This is a genomic window from Burkholderia sp. SJZ089, assembly GCF_007828315.1.
Taxonomy (GTDB): domain Bacteria; phylum Pseudomonadota; class Gammaproteobacteria; order Burkholderiales; family Burkholderiaceae; genus Burkholderia; species Burkholderia gladioli.
This window is the reverse complement of sequence record NZ_VIUM01000002.1, coordinates 352,897-377,167: the sequence shown is the minus strand read 5'-3', so window position 1 is coordinate 377,167 and position 24,271 is coordinate 352,897. Positions and strand designations below refer to the sequence as shown.

At 66.6% G+C, this 24,271-nt stretch carries 18 protein-coding genes and 1 pseudogene; 9 read left to right on the top strand and 10 right to left on the bottom strand.

What is annotated here, in order from left to right:
• Window positions 1-2,601: 2,601 nt before the first annotated feature.
• From FB600_RS38130 to FB600_RS04755, 8 genes and pseudogenes are all read left to right on the top strand, one after another.
• A pseudogene (locus FB600_RS38130) lies at window positions 2,602-6,120 on the top strand (hemagglutinin repeat-containing protein); the annotation flags it as partial.
• A 12-nt stretch (window positions 6,121-6,132) separates the two neighbouring features.
• Entirely contained in the window at window positions 6,133-7,077 is a 945-nt protein-coding gene (locus tag FB600_RS38125; protein ID WP_409995211.1) for a hypothetical protein, read from the top strand.
• Window positions 7,078-8,003: 926 nt separating this feature from the next.
• Complete coding sequence (locus tag FB600_RS38120; RefSeq protein ID WP_409995210.1) at window positions 8,004-8,336, top strand: DUF6984 family protein; 333 nt, start codon at window positions 8,004-8,006, stop codon at window positions 8,334-8,336.
• 23 nt (window positions 8,337-8,359) lie between these two features.
• Complete coding sequence (locus FB600_RS04775; protein ID WP_145756314.1) at window positions 8,360-8,737, top strand: hypothetical protein; 378 nt, start codon at window positions 8,360-8,362, stop codon at window positions 8,735-8,737.
• Window positions 8,738-8,863: 126 nt separating this feature from the next.
• The gene (locus tag FB600_RS04770) at window positions 8,864-9,508 is read left to right on the top strand and encodes a hypothetical protein (protein WP_145756313.1); all 645 of its coding nucleotides are present in this window, start codon (window positions 8,864-8,866) and stop codon (window positions 9,506-9,508) included.
• 178 nt (window positions 9,509-9,686) lie between these two features.
• Entirely contained in the window at window positions 9,687-10,163 is a 477-nt protein-coding gene (locus FB600_RS04765; RefSeq protein WP_145756312.1) for a hypothetical protein, read from the top strand.
• Between the two features lie 52 nt (window positions 10,164-10,215).
• On the top strand, window positions 10,216-10,461 hold the full coding sequence (locus FB600_RS04760; RefSeq protein WP_145756311.1) for a hypothetical protein: 246 nt from the start codon (window positions 10,216-10,218) through the stop codon (window positions 10,459-10,461).
• Window positions 10,462-10,565: 104 nt separating this feature from the next.
• Window positions 10,566-11,285, top strand: coding sequence for a copper homeostasis protein CutC (locus FB600_RS04755; protein WP_096750113.1), 720 nt, complete (start codon window positions 10,566-10,568; stop codon window positions 11,283-11,285).
• A gap of 90 nt (window positions 11,286-11,375) precedes the next feature.
• On the opposite strand, the gene bioB is transcribed toward FB600_RS04755, so the two are convergent.
• From bioB to aceK, 10 genes are all read right to left on the bottom strand, one after another.
• Complete coding sequence (bioB, locus tag FB600_RS04750; RefSeq protein ID WP_025098644.1) at window positions 11,376-12,467, bottom strand: biotin synthase BioB; 1,092 nt, start codon at window positions 12,465-12,467, stop codon at window positions 11,376-11,378.
• 40 nt (window positions 12,468-12,507) lie between these two features.
• Window positions 12,508-13,251 carry a dethiobiotin synthase gene (bioD, locus tag FB600_RS04745; protein WP_145756310.1) on the bottom strand — a complete coding sequence of 248 codons (744 nt, stop codon included), beginning with the start codon at window positions 13,249-13,251 and terminating at the stop codon, window positions 12,508-12,510.
• Window positions 13,248-14,456: an 8-amino-7-oxononanoate synthase gene (gene bioF, locus FB600_RS04740; RefSeq protein WP_145756309.1), complete on the bottom strand. Its 1,209-nt coding sequence runs from the start codon at window positions 14,454-14,456 to the stop codon at window positions 13,248-13,250. Before bioF ends, bioD begins: the two co-directional genes overlap by 4 nt.
• Window positions 14,453-15,796, bottom strand: a complete 1,344-nt coding sequence (gene bioA, locus FB600_RS04735) for an adenosylmethionine--8-amino-7-oxononanoate transaminase (RefSeq protein WP_145756308.1) — start codon at window positions 15,794-15,796, stop codon at window positions 14,453-14,455. The genes bioF and bioA overlap by 4 nt, the downstream gene beginning before the upstream one ends.
• A gap of 568 nt (window positions 15,797-16,364) precedes the next feature.
• Window positions 16,365-17,660: a dienelactone hydrolase family protein gene (locus tag FB600_RS04730; RefSeq protein ID WP_098153564.1), complete on the bottom strand. Its 1,296-nt coding sequence runs from the start codon at window positions 17,658-17,660 to the stop codon at window positions 16,365-16,367.
• A gap of 106 nt (window positions 17,661-17,766) precedes the next feature.
• Window positions 17,767-18,231, bottom strand: coding sequence for a YchJ family protein (locus FB600_RS04725; RefSeq protein WP_046581809.1), 465 nt, complete (start codon window positions 18,229-18,231; stop codon window positions 17,767-17,769).
• Between the two features lie 5 nt (window positions 18,232-18,236).
• Window positions 18,237-18,914: an SDR family oxidoreductase gene (locus FB600_RS04720; RefSeq protein WP_013699539.1), complete on the bottom strand. Its 678-nt coding sequence runs from the start codon at window positions 18,912-18,914 to the stop codon at window positions 18,237-18,239.
• A gap of 81 nt (window positions 18,915-18,995) precedes the next feature.
• Complete coding sequence (locus FB600_RS04715) at window positions 18,996-20,189, bottom strand: acetyl-CoA C-acetyltransferase (protein WP_036048989.1); 1,194 nt, start codon at window positions 20,187-20,189, stop codon at window positions 18,996-18,998.
• Window positions 20,176-20,949 (bottom strand): carbonate dehydratase, encoded by a 774-nt coding sequence (gene can, locus FB600_RS04710; RefSeq protein WP_013699537.1) that lies wholly within the window; start codon window positions 20,947-20,949, stop codon window positions 20,176-20,178. Before can ends, FB600_RS04715 begins: the two co-directional genes overlap by 14 nt.
• Before the next feature lie 79 nt (window positions 20,950-21,028).
• Window positions 21,029-22,828 carry a bifunctional isocitrate dehydrogenase kinase/phosphatase gene (gene aceK, locus FB600_RS04705; protein ID WP_145756307.1) on the bottom strand — a complete coding sequence of 600 codons (1,800 nt, stop codon included), beginning with the start codon at window positions 22,826-22,828 and terminating at the stop codon, window positions 21,029-21,031.
• A gap of 358 nt (window positions 22,829-23,186) precedes the next feature.
• Here aceK and FB600_RS04700 point away from each other — a divergent pair, with 358 nt between their 5' ends.
• Window positions 23,187-24,269, top strand: a complete 1,083-nt coding sequence (locus FB600_RS04700) for an MBL fold metallo-hydrolase (RefSeq protein WP_013699535.1) — start codon at window positions 23,187-23,189, stop codon at window positions 24,267-24,269.
• Window positions 24,270-24,271 lie beyond the last annotated feature (2 nt).

Genomic DNA, 24,271 nt, shown 5'->3' with positions numbered 1-24,271 from the left:
CTCGACAATTCCGCCGGCGGCGTGATCCAGACCAACGGCGCGAACCTGCTGCTGGCATCGGCCTCGTTCGACAATGACGGCGGTACCGTCACGCACGCCGGGACCGGCGTGACGACGATCGACGTCGGCGCGGGCGGCGGCAAGCTCAGCAACGTCGGCGGCCATCTGGTCGGCAACGGGCAACTGTCGGTGAAGGCAGCCAGCATCGACAACACCGGCGGCACGCTCGCTTCCCAGGCACTGCTGGCCACCCAGCTGCAGGCGGGCCTGAACAACCAGGGCGGGCGCGTGTCCTCCGGCTCGGCGCTGAGTCTTGCAGTGGGCGGGGCGCTGAACAATGCGGGCGGGGTGATCGGCGCGGGCGGCGCGGTGGCCGACAGCACGCTGGGCATCACGGCCGGCTCGCTCGACAACAGCGACGGCGCGATCACCAATACCGGCACCGGGCAGACCTGGGTCGACGGCGGCAGCCAGCTCGTCAACCGGCATGCGGGCGGCGTCGCGGGCATGGGCGCGATCAGCGGCAACGGCAACGTGCAGGTCATGGCCACCGCGCTGTCGAACACGCAGGGCGGCCAGCTCGGCGGTAACGCGTTGTATGTGCGCGGCAGCACGCTCGACAACAGCGGCGGCCTGATCGGCAACGTCGCCAATGCCAGCGAAGGGGTCAGCGTCACCACCACCGGCAACATCGCCAATACCGGCGGTCGGATCGGCTCGTCGAACAACCTCTCGCTGGTCGCGAACTTCGTCGGCGGCGGCGTGTACAGCGCCGGCGGCGAGCTGACCCTGAACCAGCAGGCCGATTTCTCGATCACCACCGACTACAGCTTCAGCTCCGGCAAGGTGCTGCGCTTCATCGTGCCGGGCAACTTCGGCAACAACATCGGCTTCGCTAGTGCGCACGACCTGGTGATCCAGGCCGGCGCGATCTGGAACACCGGATCGCTGGCGGCCGGCGGCACGCTCAGCACCCAGTCGAACACGCTGTACAACAGCGGCACGATCGTCGGCGGCAGCGTGTCGCTCAATGCCTCGCAATCGATCTCGAACCTCGGCACCAGCGCCCTGATCGGCGCGACCAACAGTGCCGGCACGCTCGAGCTGCTGTCGGCCGACATCGAGAATCGCGACGATTCGAGCGTGGGCGACATGGCGGCGATGACCACGATCTACGGCCTTGGCCGGGTGGTGCTCGCCGGCGGCAAGGACGGCAACGGCAACTACTACAACGCCGGCCTGGTGCGCAACCAGTCGGGCCTGATCCAGTCGGGCGGCGACATGCAGATCGCCGCCAACCTGGTGACGAACACCCGGCGCGCGATGGGTACCTCGGGCTTCACGAGCTGGGTCGATCCGGGCTGGGTCCAGGCGCTCGGCATCAGCCTGAGCGGTACCACCGGTCGCGAGAACGTTCACGACCCGAGCAGCATCGGCGGCGTCTACATCGAGCCGCCGCATGGCGGCAGCATGAACAGTGATTACCTGAACACGACGTACACGGGGACGGCGGTCGGGAATTTGGTCACCTACGTCACGCCGAAATCGCAGATCGTCTCCGGCGGCAACCTGAATGCCTCGTCCGTCGGTACCTTGCAGAACTACTGGAGCCAGGTGGCATCGACCGGCAACCTCGCGTCGCCGTTCTCGATCGACCAGGACAGCTGGCGCGGCCAGGCCGCCCCCGCGATCCAGGTGACCTATACCGGCACCTACAACTACAGGACCTACAAGGGCGGCCTGTGGAGCCAGTCCTTCTGCGGCAGCGGTTGTCCCGCGCCGGCCGACGTGCGCACCTATCAGCTGCCGGCGGGCTACAACTACGAGTCGACGCTGACGGCCGGGGGCACCTTCAGCGGCACGGGTGTGACGATCAACAACACCGCCGGCAACGCGGGCCTGGTGCCGCCGCCGGCGCTGCAGCTCGGCGCCGGCGCGCAGGTGGGCGCGGTCTCCACAGTGAGCGGTTCGGTGCCGGCCGGACAGGGCGGCGCGACGGTGGCGGCCGGCGCCGTGAGCGGTTCGATCGACGCCGTCGCACCCGGGCGCTCGATCGCGGCGAGCGCCGTCGACGGCACGATCGACGACAGTTCGTCGGCACGCGACATCCATGCGGGTACCGTGAGCGGATCCATCGTCGCGGGTTCTTCAGGCCAGACGATTGCCGCAGGAGCGGTGCAGGGGAGCGTGGCCACGGGTAACTCGGGTGCTGCGGTCCAGGCCGGCGCGGTGAGCGGTTCGCTCGCCGGTGCCGGGGGCACCACCACGATCGGCACGGGCGCTCTGAGCGGCGCGGTCGGCGATGGATCGTCGACATCGGGCCACGCGGTCGACGCCGGCGCGGTGAGCGGCTCGCTCGCCTCCGGCGGTGCCGCGCATGCGATCGACGTCGGCGCCGTGAACGGCACCATCGGTGGCGGCGCGGGTGGGATCGCCAGCGGTGCCGGGGCGGCCAGCGGCTCGGTCGAGGCCGGCTCGTCGGGCCAGACCATCTCGGCCGGCGCTGCGAGCGGGCAGATCGGCGGCGGCGCGAGCGGCCGGGAGATCGGCGCCTCCACGGCCAGCGGCTCGATCGGCGTCACGCCGGCCGGCCAGCAGGTGGCGGCCGGCACGGTCAGCGGGAGCATCGGCAGCGGCTCGGGCGGCGTGCAGGTGGGCGCCAGCGCCGCCAGCGGCGCGATCGCGACGACCGGTGGATTGCCCGCGGCGGCAGTGTCGGCGCAAGGCGGCCAGGTCGCGAGCGGCGGCGTGGGACCGGTCAGCCAGACGGTGGTGGCCAATGCCACCGCGCCTTCCGTGCTGAACAACATCGCCCTGCCCAAGGGCGGGCTGTTCAGCGTCGCGACCGCGCCCAAGGCGCCGTACCTGGTCGAGACGAATCCGGCGTTCACCAGCGCCCAGCAGTGGCTGTCGAGCGACTATTACTTCCAGCAGGCGGGCATGGACCCGGCCAAGGTTCAACTGCGGCTCGGCGACGGCTTCTACGAGCAGAAGCTGGTGCAGGACCAGATCATGGCCATGACCGGCAAGTCGGTGCTGACCAACTATGCCGACACGCAGGCGGAGTACCAGGCGCTGATGACTTCGGGCGCCCAGCTCGCGAAAGCGCTCGACCTCGCACCCGGCACGGGGCTGTCACCCGAGCAGGTCGCGCAGTTGACGAGCAATGTCGTGATCATGCAGGACCAGGTGGTCGACGGTCAGACCGTGCTGGTGCCGGTGGTGTATCTCGCGCAGGCGAGCCAGGAGAACATGGGCAACGGCCCCTTGATCGCGGCCACCAATATCGATCTGCAAAATGCCGTGGCGGTCAACAACAGCGGCACGATCCGCGCGTCCGACAATTTCTCGATCCGCGCGCAGACCATCGACAGTTCGTTCGGCACGCTGGAAAGCGGCGGAAAGATGTCGCTCGTCTCCAGCGGCGACGTCAACCTGAGCTCGGCCACGGTGAATGCCGGCAGCCTGCAGTTGCAGGCCGGCGGCAACCTCGTGCTCGACTCGGCCGTGAACACCCTGAGCCAGACCGGCCCGAATGGCGCGACGCGCGTGTCGAGCACGCTCGGGCCACTGGCCAGCATCAACGTGGGTGGCGACGCGTCGATCACCACCAGCGGCAACTTCCAGCAGAACGCCGGCAGCCTGAACGTGGGCGGCACGCTCGGCCTGGACGTGGGCGGCGACTGGACGCTGGGCGTGCAGCAGACCGGCGAGACCAAGGTCGTGTATCGCATGGGCGGCGTATCCGACACGCAGTTCGTGACCGATACCGGCAGCAGCGTGAAGGTGGGGGGCGCTTCGTCGATCGTGGTCGGCGGCAACCTCGATGCGACCGGCGCGAACCTGAATCTCGGCGGCGGCGGGACCATCGCGGTGGGCGGCAGCCTGAACCTGCAGGCCGCGGTCGGAACCTCGGCCGTCGACAGCAGCAGCTCGGGCAGCGGCGGCGGGCGCAGCTACGCGGAAACACTGCACAAGTCCGACGACGCGGTCACCGCGACCACGCTGCAGGGCGGCGATAGTCTGACCATCGCGGCCGGCAAGGACATCAACGTGCTCGGCAGCGTGGTGTCGCTCGACAAGGGCACCGCGCAGCTCGTGGCGGGCGGCAACGTGACGATCGGCGAGGTGACCGAAACGCACGTCGACGATTCGCACGAGTCGCATACGCACAGCGGCGTGGTGAGCTCGACGGCGATTTCGAGCTCGCGCAATACCACCACCACTTCGGCCGATGGCAGCACGATCTCGGCGGACGCGGTGTCGATCGTCAGCGGCCAGGATCTCAACGTGCGCGGCAGCACCATCGTCGGGACCAACGACGTGTCGCTGGTTGCCGCGCACGATGTGAACATCACCACGTCGCAGGACAGCATGAGCTCGTCGGGCAGCTACTCGGAGAAGCATTCCGGCCTGATGGCGGGCGGCGGCCTGTCGGTGTCGGTGGGCAGCAGCAAGCTCGCGACCACCGACGACGAGACGAGCGTCACCAACAATGCGAGCACGGTGGGTTCGTTGTCGGGGAACCTGACGATCCGCGCCGGCGACACGCTGCATGTGACCGGCAGCGACTTGATCGCCGCGCAGAACCTGAGCGGCACGGCCGCGACCGTCACGATCGATGCGGCGACGGATACCTCGCATCAGTCGCAGACGCAGCAGATCAGCAAGAGTGGCATGACGATCGGGCTGTCGGGGACGATCGGCGACGCGCTCAACAATGCGATCAGCCAGACGCAGGCCGCGCGCAGCTCGGCCGAGGACGGCAACGGGCGCGCTTCCGCCTTGCATGCGATTGCGGCGGCGGGCGACATCGCCACGCTCGGCTCGGCGGCGGGGATCGGTCCGAAGACGGCGCAGGCGCCGAGCATCGGGGTGCAGGTGAGCTTCGGGTCGAGCCACAGTTCGAGCGCATCGTCCGAGGACTCGGTGACCCAGAAGGGCTCGTCGGCGCGGGCTGGCGGCACGGCCACGTTGGTGGCGACCGGAGACGGGACGGCGGGCAGCGGCAACCTGACGATCGCCGGCTCGGACGTGAGCGCGGCCGATGCGGTGCTGGTCGCCAAGAACCAGGTGAACCTCGTCAACACGACGGATACCGATTCGACGCGCAGCACGAATTCGTCGTCGGGCGGCAGTATCGGGATTTCCATCTCGACGGCCGGGGTCGGTGTTTCCGCCTCGATGCAGAAGGCGCACGGCGACGGGAATTCCGATGCCGCCATGCAGAACAACACGCATATCGACGCGAGCAATTCGGCGACCATCGTGAGCGGAGGGGACACCAACCTGATCGGCGCGAGCGTGAATGCGAACCAGGTGAGCGCGAGCGTGGGCGGGAACCTGAATGTGGCGAGCGTGCAGGATGTGACGACGAGCGCGGCGCATCAGAGCAGCGTGGGGGGGGGGCTTGGCGTGAGCACGACGGGGGCTAGCGTCAGTGTCAGCGTGCAGAACGGCAACGGGCATGGCGATTACGCTGGCGTCACCGAGCAGAGCGGCATTGTCGCGGGCACGGGGGGATTCGATGTCAACGTGAGCGGCAATACCGATTTGAAGGGCGGCGTCATTTCGAGTGCGGCCGATCCAGGCAAGAACTCGCTGACGACCGGTACGCTGAGTTTCAGCGATATTCAGAATCACTCCGATTTCACGGCGACGAGCACCGGTTTCAGCGAAGGGCTGAGCAGCGACATTGGCAGCAGCAACCATCCCTCGCACGGTACTGCTTCGGTGCCGGGAGGCGGAGGCGGTATTCCGACCTATGCGCACGACAGCGGCAGTTCGAGTTCGACGACGCGTAGCGCCGTGGGCGCCGGCCAGATCCAGGTCACGGACGCAAATCATCAAGCGCAAGATGTGGCGAACTTGAGCCGCGACACGGCCGGCACGAATGGTGCGGTGTCGAAGCTGCCGGACGTGAACAGCACCATCGCGCAGCAAGCCGATCTGATGAATGCGGTGTCGGCCGCTGGGGAAGCGGTCGCCACGAAGATCGGCGATTACGCGGACAGCAAGCGAGACGACGCGATCAAGGAGGCCAAGGCCGCGCAGGATCGCGGCGACCTCGATGCGATGCGGGGTTATCTGGACGAGGCCAAGTCTTGGGATGAGGGCGGCAGCAATCGGACCATGCTGCATGTGGCGGGTGGCGGCTTGATCGGCGGGCTGGGTGGCGGCGGTGTCGGCAGTGCGATGCAGGGCGCGGCCGGGGCGGGCCTGGCGTCTTCCCTGGCCGGGACGACGAAGCAGATCGCCGATGCGATTGGAGCGGAGACGGGTTCGGACCTGTTGGGCAAGCTCGCGGGCAATACCTTGGCCGGCATCGGCGGCGGGATCGTGGGAGGGACGACGGGGGCTGCGGCGGCGGCCAACGTTAATCTGTACAACCAGTGGCGAGATTCGGGTTCGACGGATATCGATACGCTTGAACAGGCTGCGGGTATCAGTGATGGTGGCAAGCGGACATCAACGCTGGAGAGGATCCTGCAAGGTATTGCATTGGCTGCGAACGCAGTTCTTGGGATGGAGGGTGGGCCTCCTCCAGGTGCGAGTCCGAGTGCGGTGTTGGTAAACTCGGCAGCCGGTGCGTTACCCGCGCAGGCGTTGGCGGGCCAGGGGATTGCACCGAGCCATGCGATTTTTAATGATGGGGGAGGGGGTACCACCAGCTCGGGTAATGTGACCGTAGAGGCTGGAGCAACTCCTGATGCCAATGAGCTTCGTGCCGGACAAGGTTTAGCGAGCTTGGGACACGATGTTGTGCAACAAGCTACAGCTTCCTCTCAGGGAGTACCAAACGTACGGACGGCCGATCTATCAGTAAGTGGCGTTGGTCAAGTGGACGTCTACACCCCGGGAAGCGAGACATCCTTGAACGCAATTGTTCGAACTATTGAAAAAAAATCTGACCAAGCATCCGGTGTTCTTGTTCAAGCTGATCTTTCGAACTCTGATATGGCGTCAATTGCTGATCGCACATGGGGTAAGCCAAGCGCTCAGTCCATCCACACATTATTTTTCCAAAAATCGGACGGAACTATCGTTCGCTTTAATCGACCAGTGCAAGGGAGCTAAGATGCCGAAGTTTGCATGTAAATGCGGGAACGTACTGAATTTATCGGGTGTTTGGCCGGAGTGCGAGTGGCGCTTGGTGCCAATGTCTCGCGTAGGTAATTTTGCCGATGAGCTAGATGCCGGAAAAGTACCTAGCGGGGATGAGTTTTATGATCTTATCGATGATGCGAGTGTAACTGTGTATCGATGTCCCGTATGCGGAAGATTGTATTTTGAAGTCGAAAGGGGGGTATTCGAAGCGTACGCCAGAGAATAGTTTGTCATTGAAATTTCAATTTTCTGGTTTGATTTGATTAATTGGAATCAGGCTGGAGCTGGCGCAGCCGCCGAGTATCCGGGTGCAGGGCAGCTTCGGTCAAGTCACAGTTCGAGCGCATTATCCGAGGACTCGGAAACCGAGAAGGGCTTGTTGACGTGAGCGACCGACATGGCTAGGTTCGTTGCGACCAGCCATGACACTGCGGGCAGCGGCAACCTGATGATCGCCGAATCGGATGTGAGCGCGACCGATTCGGTACTGACAAATCAAGTTTCTGCGAGGAGCATCGCAATTAAGATGAGTCATATTAATAATGTTCTTTGCTGCTCGTTTGAATTTTTGATTTCTGAGTTTTTTGTGCAATAAATTATTGAAATCTGGTATTGCGCTCCAGGGGCAAAGGTAAGCATTTTCGCTCTGCTCAAGCAGTTTGGACTGCCCAGGGAATGCTAGATGCTGCTGGTTTATGATTTGGACTGCCTGGTGGATACTATGAAAGCGCAGTTAAAAATGCGATTACCGACAACCTCAATAATATTGGGGCTTCATTGCCGCAGGCGCAGCACACAGGTACGGTTGTTGTGAATGGAGCGATCTTCAACTACAGTTCGTACAAGTTCCAGAATGGCACGATTAACGTAGGTGGAATTACATCGTCGAGATGAAAATGGGCATAGTGAGAGTGAGATCGTTGAAGGATAATGAAAGAGCGCTGCTAACCGCGCTGATCGCGGGGAGACCTCGAGCGGAGGAGCTTCTAGGTTCTCTTGCTAACGTTCGAGTTGAAGAAATGAACGACGGTGGAATGGGGGGGCTGCGCTTTTGTACCTCGGATGCGCGCCCTCGCCGTCTTGGTGTGCAGCTGGTCGAAAAGGAGTTCATCGATAGTGATGGCGTGCCAATTATGGTTGCCGTCAACTTGGATGAGTATGGCGAACTCTATGAGCTTGATATATGGCAGGTTGATTTTTCGTCATTGAAACGGTTTCCGAGCGCTTGATCCAGTCAAGTAAAGGCTATGTCATGAGGATGCAGGAATCTCTTTTTTCAGTGGAAGAAGGTGGTCAGTTACGCCTGTCAGGCTCACTGTCTGAATGGTTGTTCTCTTCGAAATTCTGGTCGGATTTCAATGCGAAATGCAGCACGATGTTCGATCAATATGAAGAAGACGAGGCCGACGTGTCGGTGGTTAAGACAGTCATTATTGCTCTAGAGGCTCGGGCGCGTGCCTTGCAGGAGCTGGACGTGCGTGATGTTGAATTCGTGTATCGCTGGACAGCCAAACACAAACCTTTGAAAGCAAGCGTATCGCGAGAAGCGTTGCTGTCAGAGTTGATGACACTCCGTGACTTTCTTTGCGAAGCGGTAGCGAGGAATCGCAGCGTGATCCTTTCCCTCTGAGCATTCGAGCATAAGGCGTGTAATAGGTTCACCGATTGTTGTTCGGACTACCGTAGTAAAAAAGAGTTTGGGCACGATAACGAGCAGAGCTGCATTGTCGCGGGCACGGGGGGATTCGATGTCAACGTGAGCGGCCATACCGATTTGAAGGGTGGCGTCATTTCGAGTGTGGCCGATCCAGGCAAGAACTCGCTGACGACTGGTACGCTGAATTTCAGCGATATCCAGAATCACTCCGATTTCACGGCGACGAGCACCGGTTGCAGCGAAGGGCTGAGCAGCGACATTGCCAGCAGCAGCCATCCTTCTCATGGGACTGCGTCGGTGCCAGGAGGCGGAGACGGTACCCCAACCTATGCGCACGAGAGCGGCAGTTCAAGTTCGACGACGCGTAGCGCCGTGGGCGCCGGCCAGATCCAGGCCACGGACCCGAATCATCAAGCGCAAGATGTGACGAACTTGAGCCGCGACACGACCGGCACGAATGGCGCCGTGTCGAAGCTGCCGGACGTGAACAACACCATTGCGCAGCAAGCCGATCTGATGAACGCGGTGTCGGCCGCTGGGGAGGCGGTCGCCACGAAGATCGGGGATTACGCGGACAGCAAGCGAGACGACGCGATCAAGGAGGCTAAGGCCGCGCAGGATCGCGGCGACCTTGATGCGATGCGAGGTTATCTGGACGAGGCCAAGTACTGGGCTGAAGATGGCAGCAATCGGACCATGCTGTATGTGGCGGGCGGCGGCTTGATCGAGGGGGCTGGGTGGTAGCGGTGTCGGCGGCGCGATGCAGGGCGCAGCGGTTGGATCGGCCGCTGATTCGACTAAAAAATTCGCAGGTCAATTTTCCAGATTCCTTTCATCCGGGATCATATATCTATGAATGTGAGTGTGCTCCTATTTAGGGTGGTAGGTCTGTCAAATTATTTTTTGGATATTTATTGATTTTATGAATGCCAAATTTGGATTGGTGATTTTGAAAGTGGATAGGATGCGTTTTTTTAAAATGCTTCCTCCTAAAACTGTGCAGTGGGGTGATGAAATTGTCGAGATTGATTCGCCATCCCGATATGTATCGTCAATTGTGATGGGGGTTGAGTTTGGTGTGCATCCCGTGACGCGGTTTATTTTAAATAGACTCCCTGAAGGACCTCGATGCGAAGAGTTGGAGTTTGTGAGTATCGATGGTCCCCTGTTGGATGAATATCAAAAGTGGTGTTTGGTGGGGGCGGAAGGGCGTGATGGTTTTGAGATTGGGTTTATTGATTTTCTGAGCAGGATCGATTTTTGGGCCGTTATGTTTACTCCTGAGGGGGAGCGTCTTGAGGATGTTGTTTATTTGGGCTGTGATGAATTAATTCCTCTTTTTAGAAAGAATTTTGGTGATATATCTATGAGCGATGGATTTCTCGCTATTAAAGCGTAACTGCTAATCGAATTTGAGGCGGGTTGGTAGTGAATTTGGGTGGTGTTGTAAGTTGCCGGCGCTGATGTTTTCTGTGTGTATGTTTGATGGGCGTATGTCGCGAAACAATTGTGCGTTGTTGGCCGATGCGGACGGTGAAGCTGAAGCTTCGCCGTTGTATTATTTATTTAGACAGTCGTCAGCGGTGGGGGGCGAGGAAAAAGTCGGTGGCGCCATTTTGGTTGATAGATTGGATGGCCATGTATGGAGTTATGAAGAGTACGAGGAATACATGTACGACTACAACAACGTGATGTGATTACCCCAGAAAAATCCAATTCCGCATTAGGGCATCTCTGCCCCGGAACACCCCCATCCCACCTCGGCTATGATGCAGCTTTCCCCGGAAGCCGCCATCGCCCCATGCCCGTTCCGTCCATCCTCCTCGAAGTCATCGCCACCACGCTGTCCGACGCGCAGACCGCCGCGCGCGCCGGCGCCGATCGCATCGAACTCGTCACCGGGCTGGCCGAAGGCGGCCTGACGCCGAGCATCGGCCTGATCGAGGCGGTGGCGCGGGCCGTGCCGATTCCCGTCAACGTGATCGTGCGTCCGCATAGCCGCGGCTTCGTCTACACCGCCGAGGAACTCGCGATCCTCGAACGCGACACGCAGGCGGCCGTCGCCGCCGGTGCCTCGGGCATCGTGTTCGGCGCGCTGAACGCCCATGGCGACATCGATGCCGCCGCGCTGGCGCGCATCGTCGAGGCCGCCGGCGGCAAGCCGATCACCTTCCATCGCGCCTTCGACGTCTCGCGCGATCTCAACGCCGCCTTCGAGACGCTGCTGAAGACGCCGGCCGTCACCTCCGTGCTGACCTCGGGCGGCCATCCCTCCGCGCTCGACGGCCGCGATACGATCGCGCGCCTGGCGCGCCGCGCTGCGGGCCAAGGCTGCGAAGTGCTGGCCGGCGCCGGCCTCACGGTCGATTCGATCGGCGATTTCGTGCGCGCCACGGGCGTGCGCGCGGTCCACCTCGGCACCGGCGTGCGCGAGCGCGGCGAGTCCTGGGGCCCGGTCGATGCGCGCCTGGTCGCGAAGGTTCGCGCCACTCTCGACGCGGCGGCCGGCGCGGCGCGCTGAACGAACTCCTCACGAATTCCCCACAAGCCCGAAAACAAAATCGGCGCGCCCAACCGCGGCGCGCCGATCTCATTCAAGCCAGTTCGAAGCTCAGTTCGCCACCGGCCCCGGCGCATGCGCGCACTTCACCGGCTCGGCCGCGGCTTCCGCCGGCATCTGCTGCGCCGACTCGGCACGCATTCCCAGCCGCGCCAGCAGCTCGCGATCCTTCTGCGCCTGCGGATTGCTGGTGGTCAGCAGTTGGTCGCCGTAGAACATCGAGTTCGCGCCGGCCAGGAAGCACAGCGTCTGCATCGAGTCGTCGAGCTGCTCGCGCCCGGCCGACAGCCGCACCATCGCCTTGGGCATGGTGATGCGCGCCACCGCGATGGTGCGCACGAACTCGAACGGGTCGAGCGGCGCGGTGCCTTCCAGCGGCGTGCCCTTGATCGCCACCAGGTTGTTGATCGGCACCGATTCCGGATACGGGTTCATGTTGGCCAACTGGGTGATCAGCCCGGCGCGCTCGCGGCGCGATTCGCCCATGCCGATGATGCCGCCGCAGCAGACGTTGATGCCCGCGTCGCGCACCCGGTCGAGCGTGTCGAGCCGGTCCTGGTAGGTGCGCGTCGAGATCACCTGGCCGTAGAACTCGGGCGAGGTGTCGAGGTTGTGGTTGTAGTAGTCGAGGCCGGCTTCCGAGAGCGCCTGCGCCTGCTCGTCCTCCAGCATGCCCAGCGTCATGCAGGTCTCCAGGCCCATCTCCTTCACGCCGCGGATCATCTCGGTGAGCGGCTCGATATGGCGCTCCTTCGGGCTGCGCCAGGCGGCGCCCATGCAGAAGCGCGTCGCGCCGTTGGCCTTGGCCGCGCGCGCGGCGTCGAGCACCGCGCTCACGTCCATCAGCTTGCTGGCCTTCAGCTCGGTCTCGTGATGCGAGGATTGCGAGCAGTAGCCGCAATCCTCCTCGCAGCCGCCGGTCTTGATCGACAGCAGGGTGGAGAGCTGGATCGCGTTCGCGTCGAAGTGCTCGCGATGCACCTGCTGGGCGCGGAACAGCAGGTCGTTGAAGGGCAGTTCGTAGAGCTTGACGACGTCGGCGACGCGCCAGCGCGGCGATACCGGCGCGGCCACGGGAACGGCTGCGGGCGCGGCTGCGGGTGCGATGCTCGCGTCGGTGCTCACGGTTTGGGCTTGGGTCATGGTCGGGTCCTCGGTAGGGTCGGGGATCAGCGGTTGTCGTTCAGGGCCGCGCGGCGTTCGCGCCGCGAAGCGCCGCCAGCAGCCGTTCGATGTCGAGTGCCGCCGCGGCTTGCTCTGCCCGCGGCGGCGTCATGTGGGGGATCTCGCCGATCAGCGGCGCATCGTGCTCGCGCGCGAGCCATTGCGCGACGGTGGCGATGTTCTGGTCGGCATAGAGCATGGCCGGGTCGACGCGGTTGGCCACCCAGCCGGCGATGCGCAGCCCGCGCGCGGCGATCGCGTCGGCGGTGAGCAGCGCGTGGTTGATGCAGCCGAGCCGCACGCCGACCACCAGCACCACCGGCAGCTTCAGCGCCACCGCCAGGTCGGCGGTGTCGAGCCGGTCGTCGAGCGGCACGCGAAAGCCGCCCACGCCCTCGACCACCACCACCTCGGCTGCCCGGCAGGCTTGCGCGTGCGCGGCCAGGATGGTGCCGATCTCCAGCTTCAGGCCTTCCTGCGCGGCCACGATATGCGGCGCGGCCGGCGCCTTCATCATGAAGGGCGTGCGGATCGCGGGCGGCAGCGCGACGTTGGCTGCCGCGTCGAGCTGGTCGGCATCCTCGTTGTGCAGCACGCCATCCCGTTCCTCGGCGCCGGCCGCGATCGGCTTCATCGCCGCGGCGCGCAGGCCGTGCCGCGCGAAGCCGTGCAGCAGCGCGGCCGACACGAAGGTCTTGCCGATTTCGGTATCGGTGCCGGTGACGAAGCAGGACAACGTGGAGGCGGTGGGGGACGCGCTCATGCCGCCGCCTCCGCCGCGCCGGCGGCGCTCAGCGCGGCCTCGAGCCGGGCCAGGTCGTCGAAGTCGTGCGCGGCCGACAGCGACACGCGCAGCCGCGAGGTGCCGGCCGGCACGGTGGGCGGGCGGATCGCCGGCACCCACAGGCCGTGCTGGTCCATCGCCCGCATCGCGGCCAGGGTCGCGTCGTTCTCGCCGATCACCAGCGGCTGCACGGCGGTGCGCGAGTCGATCGGCTGCCAGCGCGTGTTGCGCAGGATCTCGCGGGTGCGCTCGATCAGCGCGGCCAGGTGGGCGCGCCGCGCCTCGCCCTCCTCGCCGCCGATCAGCGCGAGGCTGGCCGACACGGCGTGCGCCACCGAGGGCGGGGCGGCGGTGGTGAAGATGTAGCTGCGCGCGCGCTGGATCATCCACTCGATCACGGTCTCGTGCGCGATCACGAAGGCGCCGGCCACGCCGGCGGCCTTGCCGAGCGTGCCGACGTAGATCAGGTGCTCGGAGCGCAGGCCATAGGCGGCCGGCGCGCCGCGCCCTTGCGGGCCGAGCAGGCCGAAGCCGTGCGCGTCGTCGATCACCAGCCACGCGCCATGCGCCTCGGCCAGTGCCACCAGCCGCTGCAGCGGGGCGATGGTGCCGTCCATGCTGAACACCGTGTCTGACACGATCAGCCTGGTCTCGGCCGTCGAGGCGGCCAGCTGCGCGGCCAGCGCGTCCATGTCGCCATGCGGATAGACGCTGATCCCGGCGCGCGACAGGCGCGTGCCGTCGATCAGCGAGGCATGGTTCAGCGAGTCGGAGAAGATCTCGGCGCCGCGGCCGGTCAGCGCCGTCAGCGCGGCCAGGTTGGCCATGTAGCCGGTGCTGAAGTAGAGCGCGCGCGGCGCGGCGCAGAAGCCGCCGGAGAACTCCGCCAGCTCGTCCTCGAGCCGCGCGTGCGCGCGCGAATGGCCGCCCAGCAGGTGCGAGCCGCCGCTGCCGGAGCCGTAGCGGCGCGCGCCTTCGGCGAAGGCCTCGACCAGCGCCGGATGCGCGGCCAGGCCCAGGTAGTCGTTGCTGGCGAAGCTGACGATCTCGCGGCCGTCCACCGTCATGCGCGCGCCGCAGGCGCTGTCGGCGGTGCGGCGCACGCGGCGCAGCCCTTGCGCGTCGATCTCGGCCAGGCCGCGTTCGAGCGCGGCAAGCAGGCTCGGCGGGTTCGGCGTGCTCATGCGCGCACCTCCGCCAGCGTGGCGTCGAGCGTGGCGCGCGTTTGCGCGGCCAGCCAGTCGATCTCGCCGTCGTCGAGCACATAGGGCGGCATCAGGTAGACGCTGGTGCCGATCGGGCGCAGCAGCAGTTCGTGCCTGAGCGCCTGCTCGAAGAAGCGGCGCGAGAAGCCGCGCGCCTGCTCGGCGTCGAGCGCCACGTCGAAGGCCAGGATGGTGCCGCGCTGGCGCAGGTGGCGCACCTCGTCGCGCTCGGCGAGCGGCGCGAGCGCCTCGCGCAGGCGCGCCGACTTGCGCGCATTGGCCGCCAGCACGTCGTCGCTGTCGAACAGCTCGAGCGTGGCGAGCGCGGCGCGGCAGGCCAGCGGATTGCCCGTGTAGGAATGCGAATGCAGGAAGCCGCGCGCGGTGTCGTCGTCGTAGAAGGCCTGGTAGATCGCGTCGCGCGATAGCACCAGCGAGAGCGGCAGGTAGCCGCCGCTGATGCCCTTGCTCAGGCACAGGAAGTCGGGCCACACGCCGGCCTGCTCGCAGGCGAAGAAGGTGCCGGTGCGTCCGCAGCCCACCGCGATCTCGTCGGCGATCAGGTGCACCTGGTAGCGGTCGCAAAGCGCGCGCAGCCCGCTCACGTAGGACGCGTCGTGCATCGCCATGCCGGCCGCGCACTGCACCAGCGGCTCGACGATCAGCGCGGCGATCGCGCCGGCGCGATCGGCGAACAGCGTTTCGACCGCGGCCAGCGCGCGCGCGGCCACCTCGGCCGCGCTCTCGCCGGGCGCGGCCTGTCGCGCGTCGGGCGAGGCCACCACGTGGGCGTGGCGGATCAGCGGGTCGTAGGCGTCCTTGAACAGCGCGACGTCGGTCACGCCGAGCGCGCCGATGGTTTCGCCGTGATAGCCGTTCGCCACGCAGACGAATTCGCGCTTCTCGCCGCGGCCGGCGTTGCGCCAGGCGTGGAAGCTCATCTTCAGGGCGATCTCGACGGCCGAGGCGCCGTCCGAGGCGAAGAAGGCGTGGCCGAGCGTGTGCTGCGTGAGCGCGGCGAGGCGCTCGGCCAGCTCGATGGCGGGCTCGTGCGTGCAGCCGGCCAGCATGGCGTGCTCGAGCGTGTCGAGCTGGTCCTTCAGCGCAGCATTGATGCGCGGGTTGGCATGGCCGAACAGGTTCACCCACCAGGAGCTGATCGCGTCCAGGTAGCGCGCGCCGTCGCGCTCGTACAGCCAGGGGCCGGCGCCGCGCGCCACCGGCACGAGCGGCATGCGCTCGTGGTGCTTCATCTGCGTACAGGGGTGCCAGACTGCGCGCAGGCTGCGCGCAACCCAGTCGTCGGGTTGTGTGCTCAAAACGGCTCCGGAACGGGACGCGGCGCGGCGGGATTCGGACGAGATTCGGGTGGAACCGCGGCAGCGGCCCCGCGCCGGTCCATCGAGGCGGCGGCCGGCGGGCGACGTGCGCCCCGCGCCGGCTACCGACGCGCCTGCGTGCAAAACCAAAACGGGCCAGAGATTAGCGCGATTCCGGGCCTCGCGCAGCATCGGTTACAAACGCACGGAGCCTTGCTGGGCATGGAGTTGCGCGAGGTTTGGGGGGGCTCGCGACGGTTCGGGCGCGATGCCCGGGATAGCGTGCAGATGACGACGGCAAAGTGGCGCCACCCGACGGACGGAAATCGAGCGGAAGCGGCGCGGGAGGCGCGCGGTGAAAAAGGTAGGGATCGATGCGGCTATCGCGCGTAAGGCGCCCGGCAGCGTCGGCGATCAGGCGAAGTGTCGTCGACGGACGCGACGGGGCGAGGTCGGCGCAAGGTGGACGCGAAGCGGAAACGGTGACGCAGATGGCAAAACGGCGAGGCCCGGTGGGTCTCGCCGCGTGCGCGATGGACGACAGGAAGGCGGTGCTACGAAGCGCCGCTCAGCGGCTGGCCAGCGCGTGGGTGGCGCCGTCGGCCGGCGCGACCGCCTCGGCCGTGGCCGTGCCTTCGTTGGCATGCCAGACCACGTGGTTGTCGACGGCATAGAGCCGGCAGGCGCCGGTGCCCTGCTTGCGGCAGTTCTCGAGCGCGAGCGCCATCGGGTCGTCGCCGCCCTCGGCCCAGGACCAGGCGCCTTCGGCCGACACCGCGAAGGCGCGGCTCGGATGCTGGTTCAGGAAGTGGCGGTAGCCTTCGCGGCCGGCGGCGTCGAGGTAGGGCACCGCGTCGACGGCGTCGATCGAGGCGTAACCCGAGGCGGAAGGCATGTGCGGGCAGGCCACGGCATAGAGCACCGTGGTCGGCATGTGCAGCTCGCTGAGGAAGGCGTTGACCGAGGGCCACCAGATCGGCACGCCGTCGCGATCGACGATCAGCCGGTGCGCGTCGTCCTTGTAGCTGCCGTAGTCGACGAACAGGGTGCTCGCGCCGTGCGAGACATAGGCCTCGCGCAGCCGCTCGACCAGGGCCGGCGACCAGACCGAATCGTTGTCGCCGTACATCCACAGCGAGGGCACCTGGGTCTTTTCGCCGTAGGTGTCGAAGGCGCTCACCAGGTTCTTCTGCCAGCCGTCGCAGAGATCCTGGCGCAGGCCGCCGGAGAAGTTGATGATGCCCTTCACGCCCTTGGCCGCGACCGTGCCGTAGGCCAGCGAGACCAGCCCGCCGTGCGAGGTGCCGGCCACCACGATGCGGTTGGCGTCCACGTAGGGCTGCTTCGCCATGTAGTCGACCGTGGCGGACACGTCGCGCGCCTGCGCCATGCCGTTGCGCTCGACGTCGCAGCCTTCCTGCACGTAGGTGCCGCCCGAGCCCGCGAAACCCTCGCGGTTCGGCGCCACCACCGCGTAACCGCGGCGCACGAACTCGCGCGCGAAGGCGACAGGCCGGCTGCGCGGCTGGTCGTGCAGGTCGCCGGGGTTCTTGCCGTGGTTGAATACCACCAGCGGGAACGGCCCGGGGCCGTTCGGCTTGAAGACGGTGGCCTCGAGCATCACCGAACCGTCACGATCGGCGGGGATCCGGATGATCTGCTCGTTCATGTCGGCCGTGATCTGCGGCAGCCCCGGTTCGTTGTAGTCGAACCGTTCGGCGCCGGCCAGCGAAGCCGTGGAGGAAGTCGGGGCGGGCGACGCGATCGCGTCGGGGGAGGCCGCGGCAGCGGACAAGGTGCCGGCCTGGGCGGCCGACAGCAGAGACGCCGCCATCCAAGCTGCTAACACCTTGCGAAACACCATGTCGATTCCCGCGACCCATTTCGTTTGAAACCGGGTCCATCCTAGCCCGACAAATTCAGCTTGTGCAATGCGGGAATAACCCTTCCTCCGCCGCGGTGGCGTTGACTCAGCGTTCGCTTACATTGCCGTCGATATAGCGCCAGATTCCGTGCTCGTCGCGCGAGAAGCGGCTGGTCTCGTGCAGCCGGTGCGCGCGAGATCCGTCCTTGTAGCGCGCCACGAACTCCACCACGGCGTGGGCGGCGTCCTGCTCGGCGAAGCGCTTGATGTCGAGGCCGAGCCAGCGCGGGCCGTCGCCGGCCTCGAGATCGGCCGGGCAGGTGGCCGGATCCCAGGTGGCGCGCAGGTAGGCCGTCTCGCCGAGCACGTAGGCGGTGTAGCGCGAACGCATCAGTTGCCAGGCGTTCGGCGCCGGCGTGCCGCCGTCGATCAGCGTGCCGCAGCAGGCCGCGTAGGCCGGCGCTCGCTCGGGCCGCCGGCCCGGTTGCGCGCCGCCGCAGGGGCACAGTGCCGGCCGACCGGCGGCTGTGGACGAAGTGGGGCGGGAAGCCTCGCTGGAACGTTCGTTCATCGCGCTCACCAATCCAGCTCGGCGCCGTCGTACTGGAAGAAGCGGCCGTTGGCGGCGGCGCGGTCGGCCGCGGCCCTGGCCAGCACGCGGCGCATGCCGGTCACGCTGGTTTCGGCGTCGAGCGCGGCGTCGCCGCCGCCCATGTCGGTGCGCACCCAGCCGGGATGCAGCGACAGGCAGGTGGCCTCGCGCGTCTGCAGCGCGGCCACGCGCACCACGTTGTTGAGGGCGGCCTTGCTGGCGCGGTACAGCCAGCCGGTGGTGCCGCTGATGCCGCCGGTGCTGCCCATCCGGCTCGACACGAAGGCCAGCACGCCCCGTGCGTCCTCGACCATCGGCAGCAGGATCGGCAGCAGCTGCATCGGGCCGAGCACGTTGGTGTGCATCACGGCGTCGAAGTCGGCCGCGTCGATGGTCTCCACGCCCTGGGTGCGCGGGCCGTAGACGCCCGACACCACCACCGCCGCGTCGAGCCGCTCGCCGTCGAGCTTCCAGCCGAAGCCGGCGAGCTGGGTGGAATCGGTCACGTCGAGCGCGTGGGCGGTCGCGCCGAGCGCGCGCAGCGCGTCGAGCGAGGCCGGGTCGCGCGCGGTGGCCAGCACGTTCCAGCCGTCGCGCCGGTACTGGCGCACGAATTCCCTGCCGAGGCCGCGCGAGGCGCCGACGATCAGGACGGTTTTCATCGAATCGTTCTCCTTGCTTGAAGCGGGCGGCGCGGCGCGCGGGCGGCTGCAATGGCGCCGCCCGCGCGCCGCGCCGTGGGCTCAGATCAGCTCGATGGCCATCGCGGTGGCCTCGCCGCCGCCGATGCAGAGGCTGGCCACGCCGCGCTTGCCGCCGCGCGCGCGCAGCGCGCCGAGCAGGGTGACCAGGATGCGTGCGCCGGAGGCGCCGATCGGGTGGCCCAGCGCACAGGCGCCGCCGTTGACGTTGACGCGCTCGTGCGGCAGCCCGTGTTCCTTCATGGCGGCCATCGCCACCACCGCGAAGGCCTCGTTGATCTCGAACAGGTCGATGTCGGAAGGCCGCCAGCCGGTGCGCTCGAACAGGCGCTGCAGGGCGCCCACCGGCGCGGTGGCGAAGCGCGCCGGGGCCTGCGCGAAGGTGCTGTGGCCGACCACCCGCGCCAGCGGCGCGGCGCCGAGGCGCTCGGCGGTGGAGGCGCGCATCATCACCAGCGCGGCGGCGCCGTCGGAGATCGACGAGGCATTGGCCGCCGTCACCGTGCCGTTCGGGCCGAACGCGGGCTTCAACGTGGGGATCTTGTCGGGGTTGGCGCTGAACGGCTGCTCGTCGCGCGCCACCACGGTTTCGCCCTTCCTGCCGGCGATCGTCAACGGCGCGATCTCCCAGCCGAACGAGCCGTCCTCGTTGGCGCGTTTCGCGCGCGCCAGCGACTCGATCGCGTAGGCATCCTGCGCCTCGCGCGTGAAGCCGTATTCGGCCGCGCACTCGTCGGCGAAGCTGCCCATCAGGCGGCCCTTGTCGTAGGCGTCCTCCAGGCCGTCGAGGAACATGTGGTCGAGCACCTGGCCGTGGCCCATGCGCATCCCGCCGCGCGCCTTGGGCAGCAGGTAGGGCGCATTGGTCATGCTCTCCATGCCGCCGGCCACGATCACCTGGGCGGAGCCGGCCAGCAGCATGTCGTGCGCGAACATCGCCGCGCGCATGCCCGAGCCGCACATCTTGTTGACCGTGGTGCAGCCGGTGGCCTGCGGCAGCTGCGCGCCGAGCGCGGCCTGGCGCGCCGGCGCCTGGCCCTGGCCGGCCGGCAGCACGCAGCCCATCACCACCTCGTCGACCTGCTCGGCGGCCAGGCCCGAGCGCGCCAGCGCCGCGGCGATCGCCGCGCTGCCGAGCTGCGGCGCGCCTTGCGTGGCGAAGGCGCCCTGGAAGCTCGCGATGGCCGTGCGGGCCGCCGCGGCGATCACTACCGGATCATGTTCAGCATTGGTCATGTTTCGTCTCCTTGAGTGTTTTCGCGACCTGTTCCGCGACGTCGGCCAACTGCGCCGCGTCGGCCGCCACCATGTCGTTGTCGTCGCTCGAGCTGGCGCGCCCGGCCGAGAGCGTCTCGACGCAGCGCTGGTGGACGCTGGCCAGCTCGTCGGCGGCCGACACGGCCATGCCGAGGTTGCGCATGCGGCCGTCGTGCACGCCGTAGACCAGGCCGTGCACGGTGAGCGGCTGGCCGCGCGTCCAGGCATCGTTGACGATGGTGGTGCGGCACACGTTGACCACCTGCTCGATCGCGTTCAGCTCGATCAGGCGGCGGTAGCGCGCCTCGCCCACCGGCCACTGGTCCAGCAGCTCGGCGTGCTTGTCGCGCACGTCCTGCACGTGGTGCAGCCAGTTGTCGGCCAGCCCGACGCGGCGGTTGGTGAGCGCGGCGTTCACGCCCGAGCAGCCGTAGTGGCCGACCACCATGATGTGCTTGACCTTCAGGATGTCGACCGCGAACTGCAGCACCGACAGGCAGTTGAGGTCGGTGTGCACCACCACGTTGGCGATGTTGCGGTGGACGAACACCTCGCCCGGCGGCAGGCCGATGATCTGGTTGGCGGGCACGCGCGAATCGGAGCAGCCGATCCACAGGTATTCGGGCGCCTGCTGGTCCTTCAGGCGTTCGAAGAATTGCGGGTCGTCGGCGAGCTTGCGCTTGACCCAGGCGTCGTTGTTCTCGAACAGGTGGGCGAGCGGGTGATCGTTGGTATTCATCGCGAGGTCCATTTGGTCTGTTGCGTACTATTGATCGGTTGAAGTCGTGAAACCGGGATTCAGTGGTTCGGTCCCGCGCTCAGGCGGCGCGCTGCGCGTCGGCGGGCCGCGCGTAGCGCGCCGGGTAGCGCGCGCGAAAGCGCAGGGACGGGTCGTACGGGAAAAAGTCGGGCAGCTCGCCGCGCAGCACGCGCGCCTGGCTGTCCTGCCAGAGCGCGGGCTCGAAGAAATCCGGATGCTGCGCGAGGAAGGCCTCGCGCACGCGCGGATCGCCGAGCAGGAAGGGCCCGTAGGTTTCGGGAAAGATATCGCGCGGGCCGACCGGGTACCAGGGTTCGTCCGACATTTCATCCTCCTCGTTGCGCGGCGGCGGTACGCGGCGCACCTGGCAGTCGGTCAGGTACTCGATCTCGTCGTAGTCGTAGAACACCACGCGGCCGTGGCGCGTCACGTCGAAATTCTTGTAGAGCATGTCGCCGGGGAAGATGTTGGCCTGGATCAGCTCCTTGACCGCGTTGCCGTATTCCTTCACGCCGTGCGCGATCTCGGCGTCGCTGCCGTGCTGCAGGTACAGGTTCAGCGGCGTCATGCGGCGCTCGATGTACAGATGCCGGATCACCACGCTGTCGCCCTCGTATTCGAGCAGCGAGGGCGCTTCCTTCTCCAGCTCGCGCAGCAGCGTCTCGTCGAGCCGCGCCAGCGGCAGCGCGACGCTCGAGTATTCGAGCGTGTCGGCCATGCGGCCGAGCCGGTCGTGGCGCTTGACCAGCTGGTACTTCTCCATGATGCGTTCGCGCGTGGTGTCCTTGGGCGGCGGGAAGCGGTCCTTGATCGCCTTGAACACATAGGGGAACGAGGGCAGCGTGAACACCAGCATCACCATGCCCTTGATGCCGGGCGCGATCACGAAGCGGTCGCTCGAATGCGAGAGATGGTGCAGCAGGTCGCGATAGAACAGGTTCTTGCCCTGCTTCTGCAGGCCCAGCGAGGTGTAGATCTCGGCCTTCGGCTTGCCCGGCATCAGGGTGCCGAGGAACTCGACATAGGCCGAGGGCACGTCCATGTCGACCAGGAAGTAGGAATGCGAGAAGCCGAAGATCACCTGCAACTGCTCGCGGCGCAGCAGCACCGTGTCGAGCGCGAGCGTGCCGGCGCCGGTATGGCGCAGCGGCACCGCGAAGGGCAGGGTGCGCTCGCCGTTGACGATGCGCCCGACGATCCAGGCGCCCTTGTTGCGGAAGAACAGCGAGGACAGCACGTGGATCTGGAAGTTGAAGGCCTCGTCGAAGGCGCCGAACTCGTCGTCGATCGCCTGCAGCAGGCAGGCCGTGTCGCGCGAGAGATCCTCGAAGGGCACGCCGAGCTGGAAGTTCGTGACGATCCGCTCGAGCGTGGCGGGCAGCCCGTCGCGCGCCGGGTAGTAGGCGCGGTAGGTGGGCTTGGCGGCCGGCGCGGCGTTTTCCAGGTACTCGGTCGAGATCGCCGGGCGCACGAAGATGAAGTCGTTGTGGAAATACGAGCGGTGCAGGATCTTGCAGCACACCGAATTGAAGAAGGTCTCCGCGCACTCGGGCTGGAGGTGCGAAGTCAGGAGCCCGATGTAATGGAGCTTGATCTGCTGCCAGACCTCGTCGTCGAGGCCGGCCGCGTCGTATTCGTCTTCCAGGCAGACCACGCATTCGCGCACGCGCTCGTCGTAGGAGGTGATGCGCTCGCGCCCGAGCCGCTGCAGGCCGTGCCAGTCGGCCGCCTCGAACCGCGCCTTCGCCTCGATGGCCGCGTCCCGGAAGGTCCGGTAATGGCGATCGAAATGCTCCAGCATGGCCTGGGCGAGATCGAAGCCGATTTGCGACGACAGCAGTTTGGGGAAGTGGTGCATGGTCCGTCCGGGCTCGTGGCGGGGGCGAGGCGCTATTTTACCGCCGCGCCGCGCCGAAACCGCGCCCTCGCGAGCGTGTTGCCGTGCCTCGCCCGGGGCCGGATCGCCGACGTTCGGCGACATAGGGCGACGAATCGGGCATCTGCCGGCAAGCGGTGCGATATGGGCGTGAACGTGGCACGAACTTTTTTCGTGCGCCGCGCGGTGCCGCGGCGCGTCATGCGGCGCGACGGCCGCCACGGCGCGATGGGGCGCGATCGCGCCCTGCGCGGCGCACCGACGATGTTGCGGCGCACGCGCTAGAATCGCAGAGCCCCCACGCCGCGCCAGGCGGCCCATGAAGAACCGACGAGACGCCATGAACGCATTGGAACACCAACTCGACTACCCGTTCGCCGACACCCTGCCCGCCGCGGGCGAGTTCCTGGAGGTCGCGCCGGGCGTGCGCTGGCTGCGCATGCCGTTGCCGTTCTCGCTCGACCACATCAACCTGTGGCTGCTGCGCGACGAGATCGACGGACAGGCGGGCTGGACCGTGATCGACTGCGGGATTTCGTCGGACGAGATCCGCCGCCACTGGGAGCAGGTATTCGACACGCACCTCGATGGCCTGCCGGTGCTGCGCGTGCTGGTCACGCATTGCCATCCCGACCACCTCGGGTTGGCCAACTGGATCTGCGAGGGCGGCGAGCGCCGGCGCTGGCAGGTGCGGCTGTGGATGACGCTCGGCGAATTCATGTTCGGCCAGGTGATGGCGGCCGGCAACGGCTCGAACGCGGGCGGCGCCGCCGCGGCCGAGCACTTCGCGCGCCACGGCCTGACCGACCAGGCCAAGCTCGACAAGCTGCGCAACCGCAACAGCTACTACTCGGACCTGGTGCCCGCCGTGCCGGCGCGCTACCGGCGCCTGCGCGAGGGCGACACGGTCACCATCGGCGCACGCCGCTGGCAGGTGGTGACGGGCTTCGGCCATTCTCCCGAGCATTGCGCGCTGCACTGCGCCGACGAGGCGCTGCTGATCTCGGGCGACATGGTGCTGCCGCGCATCTCGACCAATGTCTCGGTGTTCGACCTCGAGCCGGAGGCGAACCCGCTCCAGCTCTATCTCGACTCGCTCGGCCGCTACGAGCCGATGGCCGCCGACACCCTGGTGTTGCCCTCGCACGGCAAGCCGTTCCGCGGCGTGCGCACCCGCATCGGGCAGTTGCGCGAGCATCATGCGGCGCGGCTCGACGAGGTGCGCCAGCTCTGCGCCGAGCGGCCGGCCAGCGCCGCCGACGTGGTGCCGATCATGTTCCGCCGCCGCGAGCTGGACGTGCATCAGCTGACCTTCGCGCTGGGCGAGGCGATCGCGCATCTGCACTTGCTCTGGCACGCGGGGGAATTGCGGCGCGAGGTGGATGAGGCGGGTGTGTTCCGCTTCCGGCCGGCGCGGGGCTGAAC

Coding starts and splice junctions, on each gene's coding strand:
- bioD (WP_145756310.1), bottom strand. CDS start 13,251: ATGAGCGCGTCCCCCACCGCCTCCACGTTGTCCTGCTTCGTCACCGGC.
- FB600_RS04765 (WP_145756312.1), top strand. CDS start 9,687: ATGAATGCCAAATTTGGATTGGTGATTTTGAAAGTGGATAGGATGCGT.
- FB600_RS04715 (WP_036048989.1), bottom strand. CDS start 20,189: ATGACCAATGCTGAACATGATCCGGTAGTGATCGCCGCGGCGGCCCGC.
- FB600_RS04700 (WP_013699535.1), top strand. CDS start 23,187: ATGAACGCATTGGAACACCAACTCGACTACCCGTTCGCCGACACCCTG.
- aceK (WP_145756307.1), bottom strand. CDS start 22,828: ATGCACCACTTCCCCAAACTGCTGTCGTCGCAAATCGGCTTCGATCTC.
- FB600_RS04725 (WP_046581809.1), bottom strand. CDS start 18,231: ATGAACGAACGTTCCAGCGAGGCTTCCCGCCCCACTTCGTCCACAGCC.
- bioF (WP_145756309.1), bottom strand. CDS start 14,456: ATGAGCACGCCGAACCCGCCGAGCCTGCTTGCCGCGCTCGAACGCGGC.
- FB600_RS04775 (WP_145756314.1), top strand. CDS start 8,360: ATGAGGATGCAGGAATCTCTTTTTTCAGTGGAAGAAGGTGGTCAGTTA.
- can (WP_013699537.1), bottom strand. CDS start 20,949: ATGAATACCAACGATCACCCGCTCGCCCACCTGTTCGAGAACAACGAC.
- FB600_RS04730 (WP_098153564.1), bottom strand. CDS start 17,660: ATGGTGTTTCGCAAGGTGTTAGCAGCTTGGATGGCGGCGTCTCTGCTG.
- FB600_RS38120 (WP_409995210.1), top strand. CDS start 8,004: ATGGGCATAGTGAGAGTGAGATCGTTGAAGGATAATGAAAGAGCGCTG.
- FB600_RS38125 (WP_409995211.1), top strand. CDS start 6,133: ATGCTGCATGTGGCGGGTGGCGGCTTGATCGGCGGGCTGGGTGGCGGC.
- FB600_RS04755 (WP_096750113.1), top strand. CDS start 10,566: ATGCCCGTTCCGTCCATCCTCCTCGAAGTCATCGCCACCACGCTGTCC.
- FB600_RS04720 (WP_013699539.1), bottom strand. CDS start 18,914: ATGAAAACCGTCCTGATCGTCGGCGCCTCGCGCGGCCTCGGCAGGGAA.
- bioB (WP_025098644.1), bottom strand. CDS start 12,467: ATGACCCAAGCCCAAACCGTGAGCACCGACGCGAGCATCGCACCCGCA.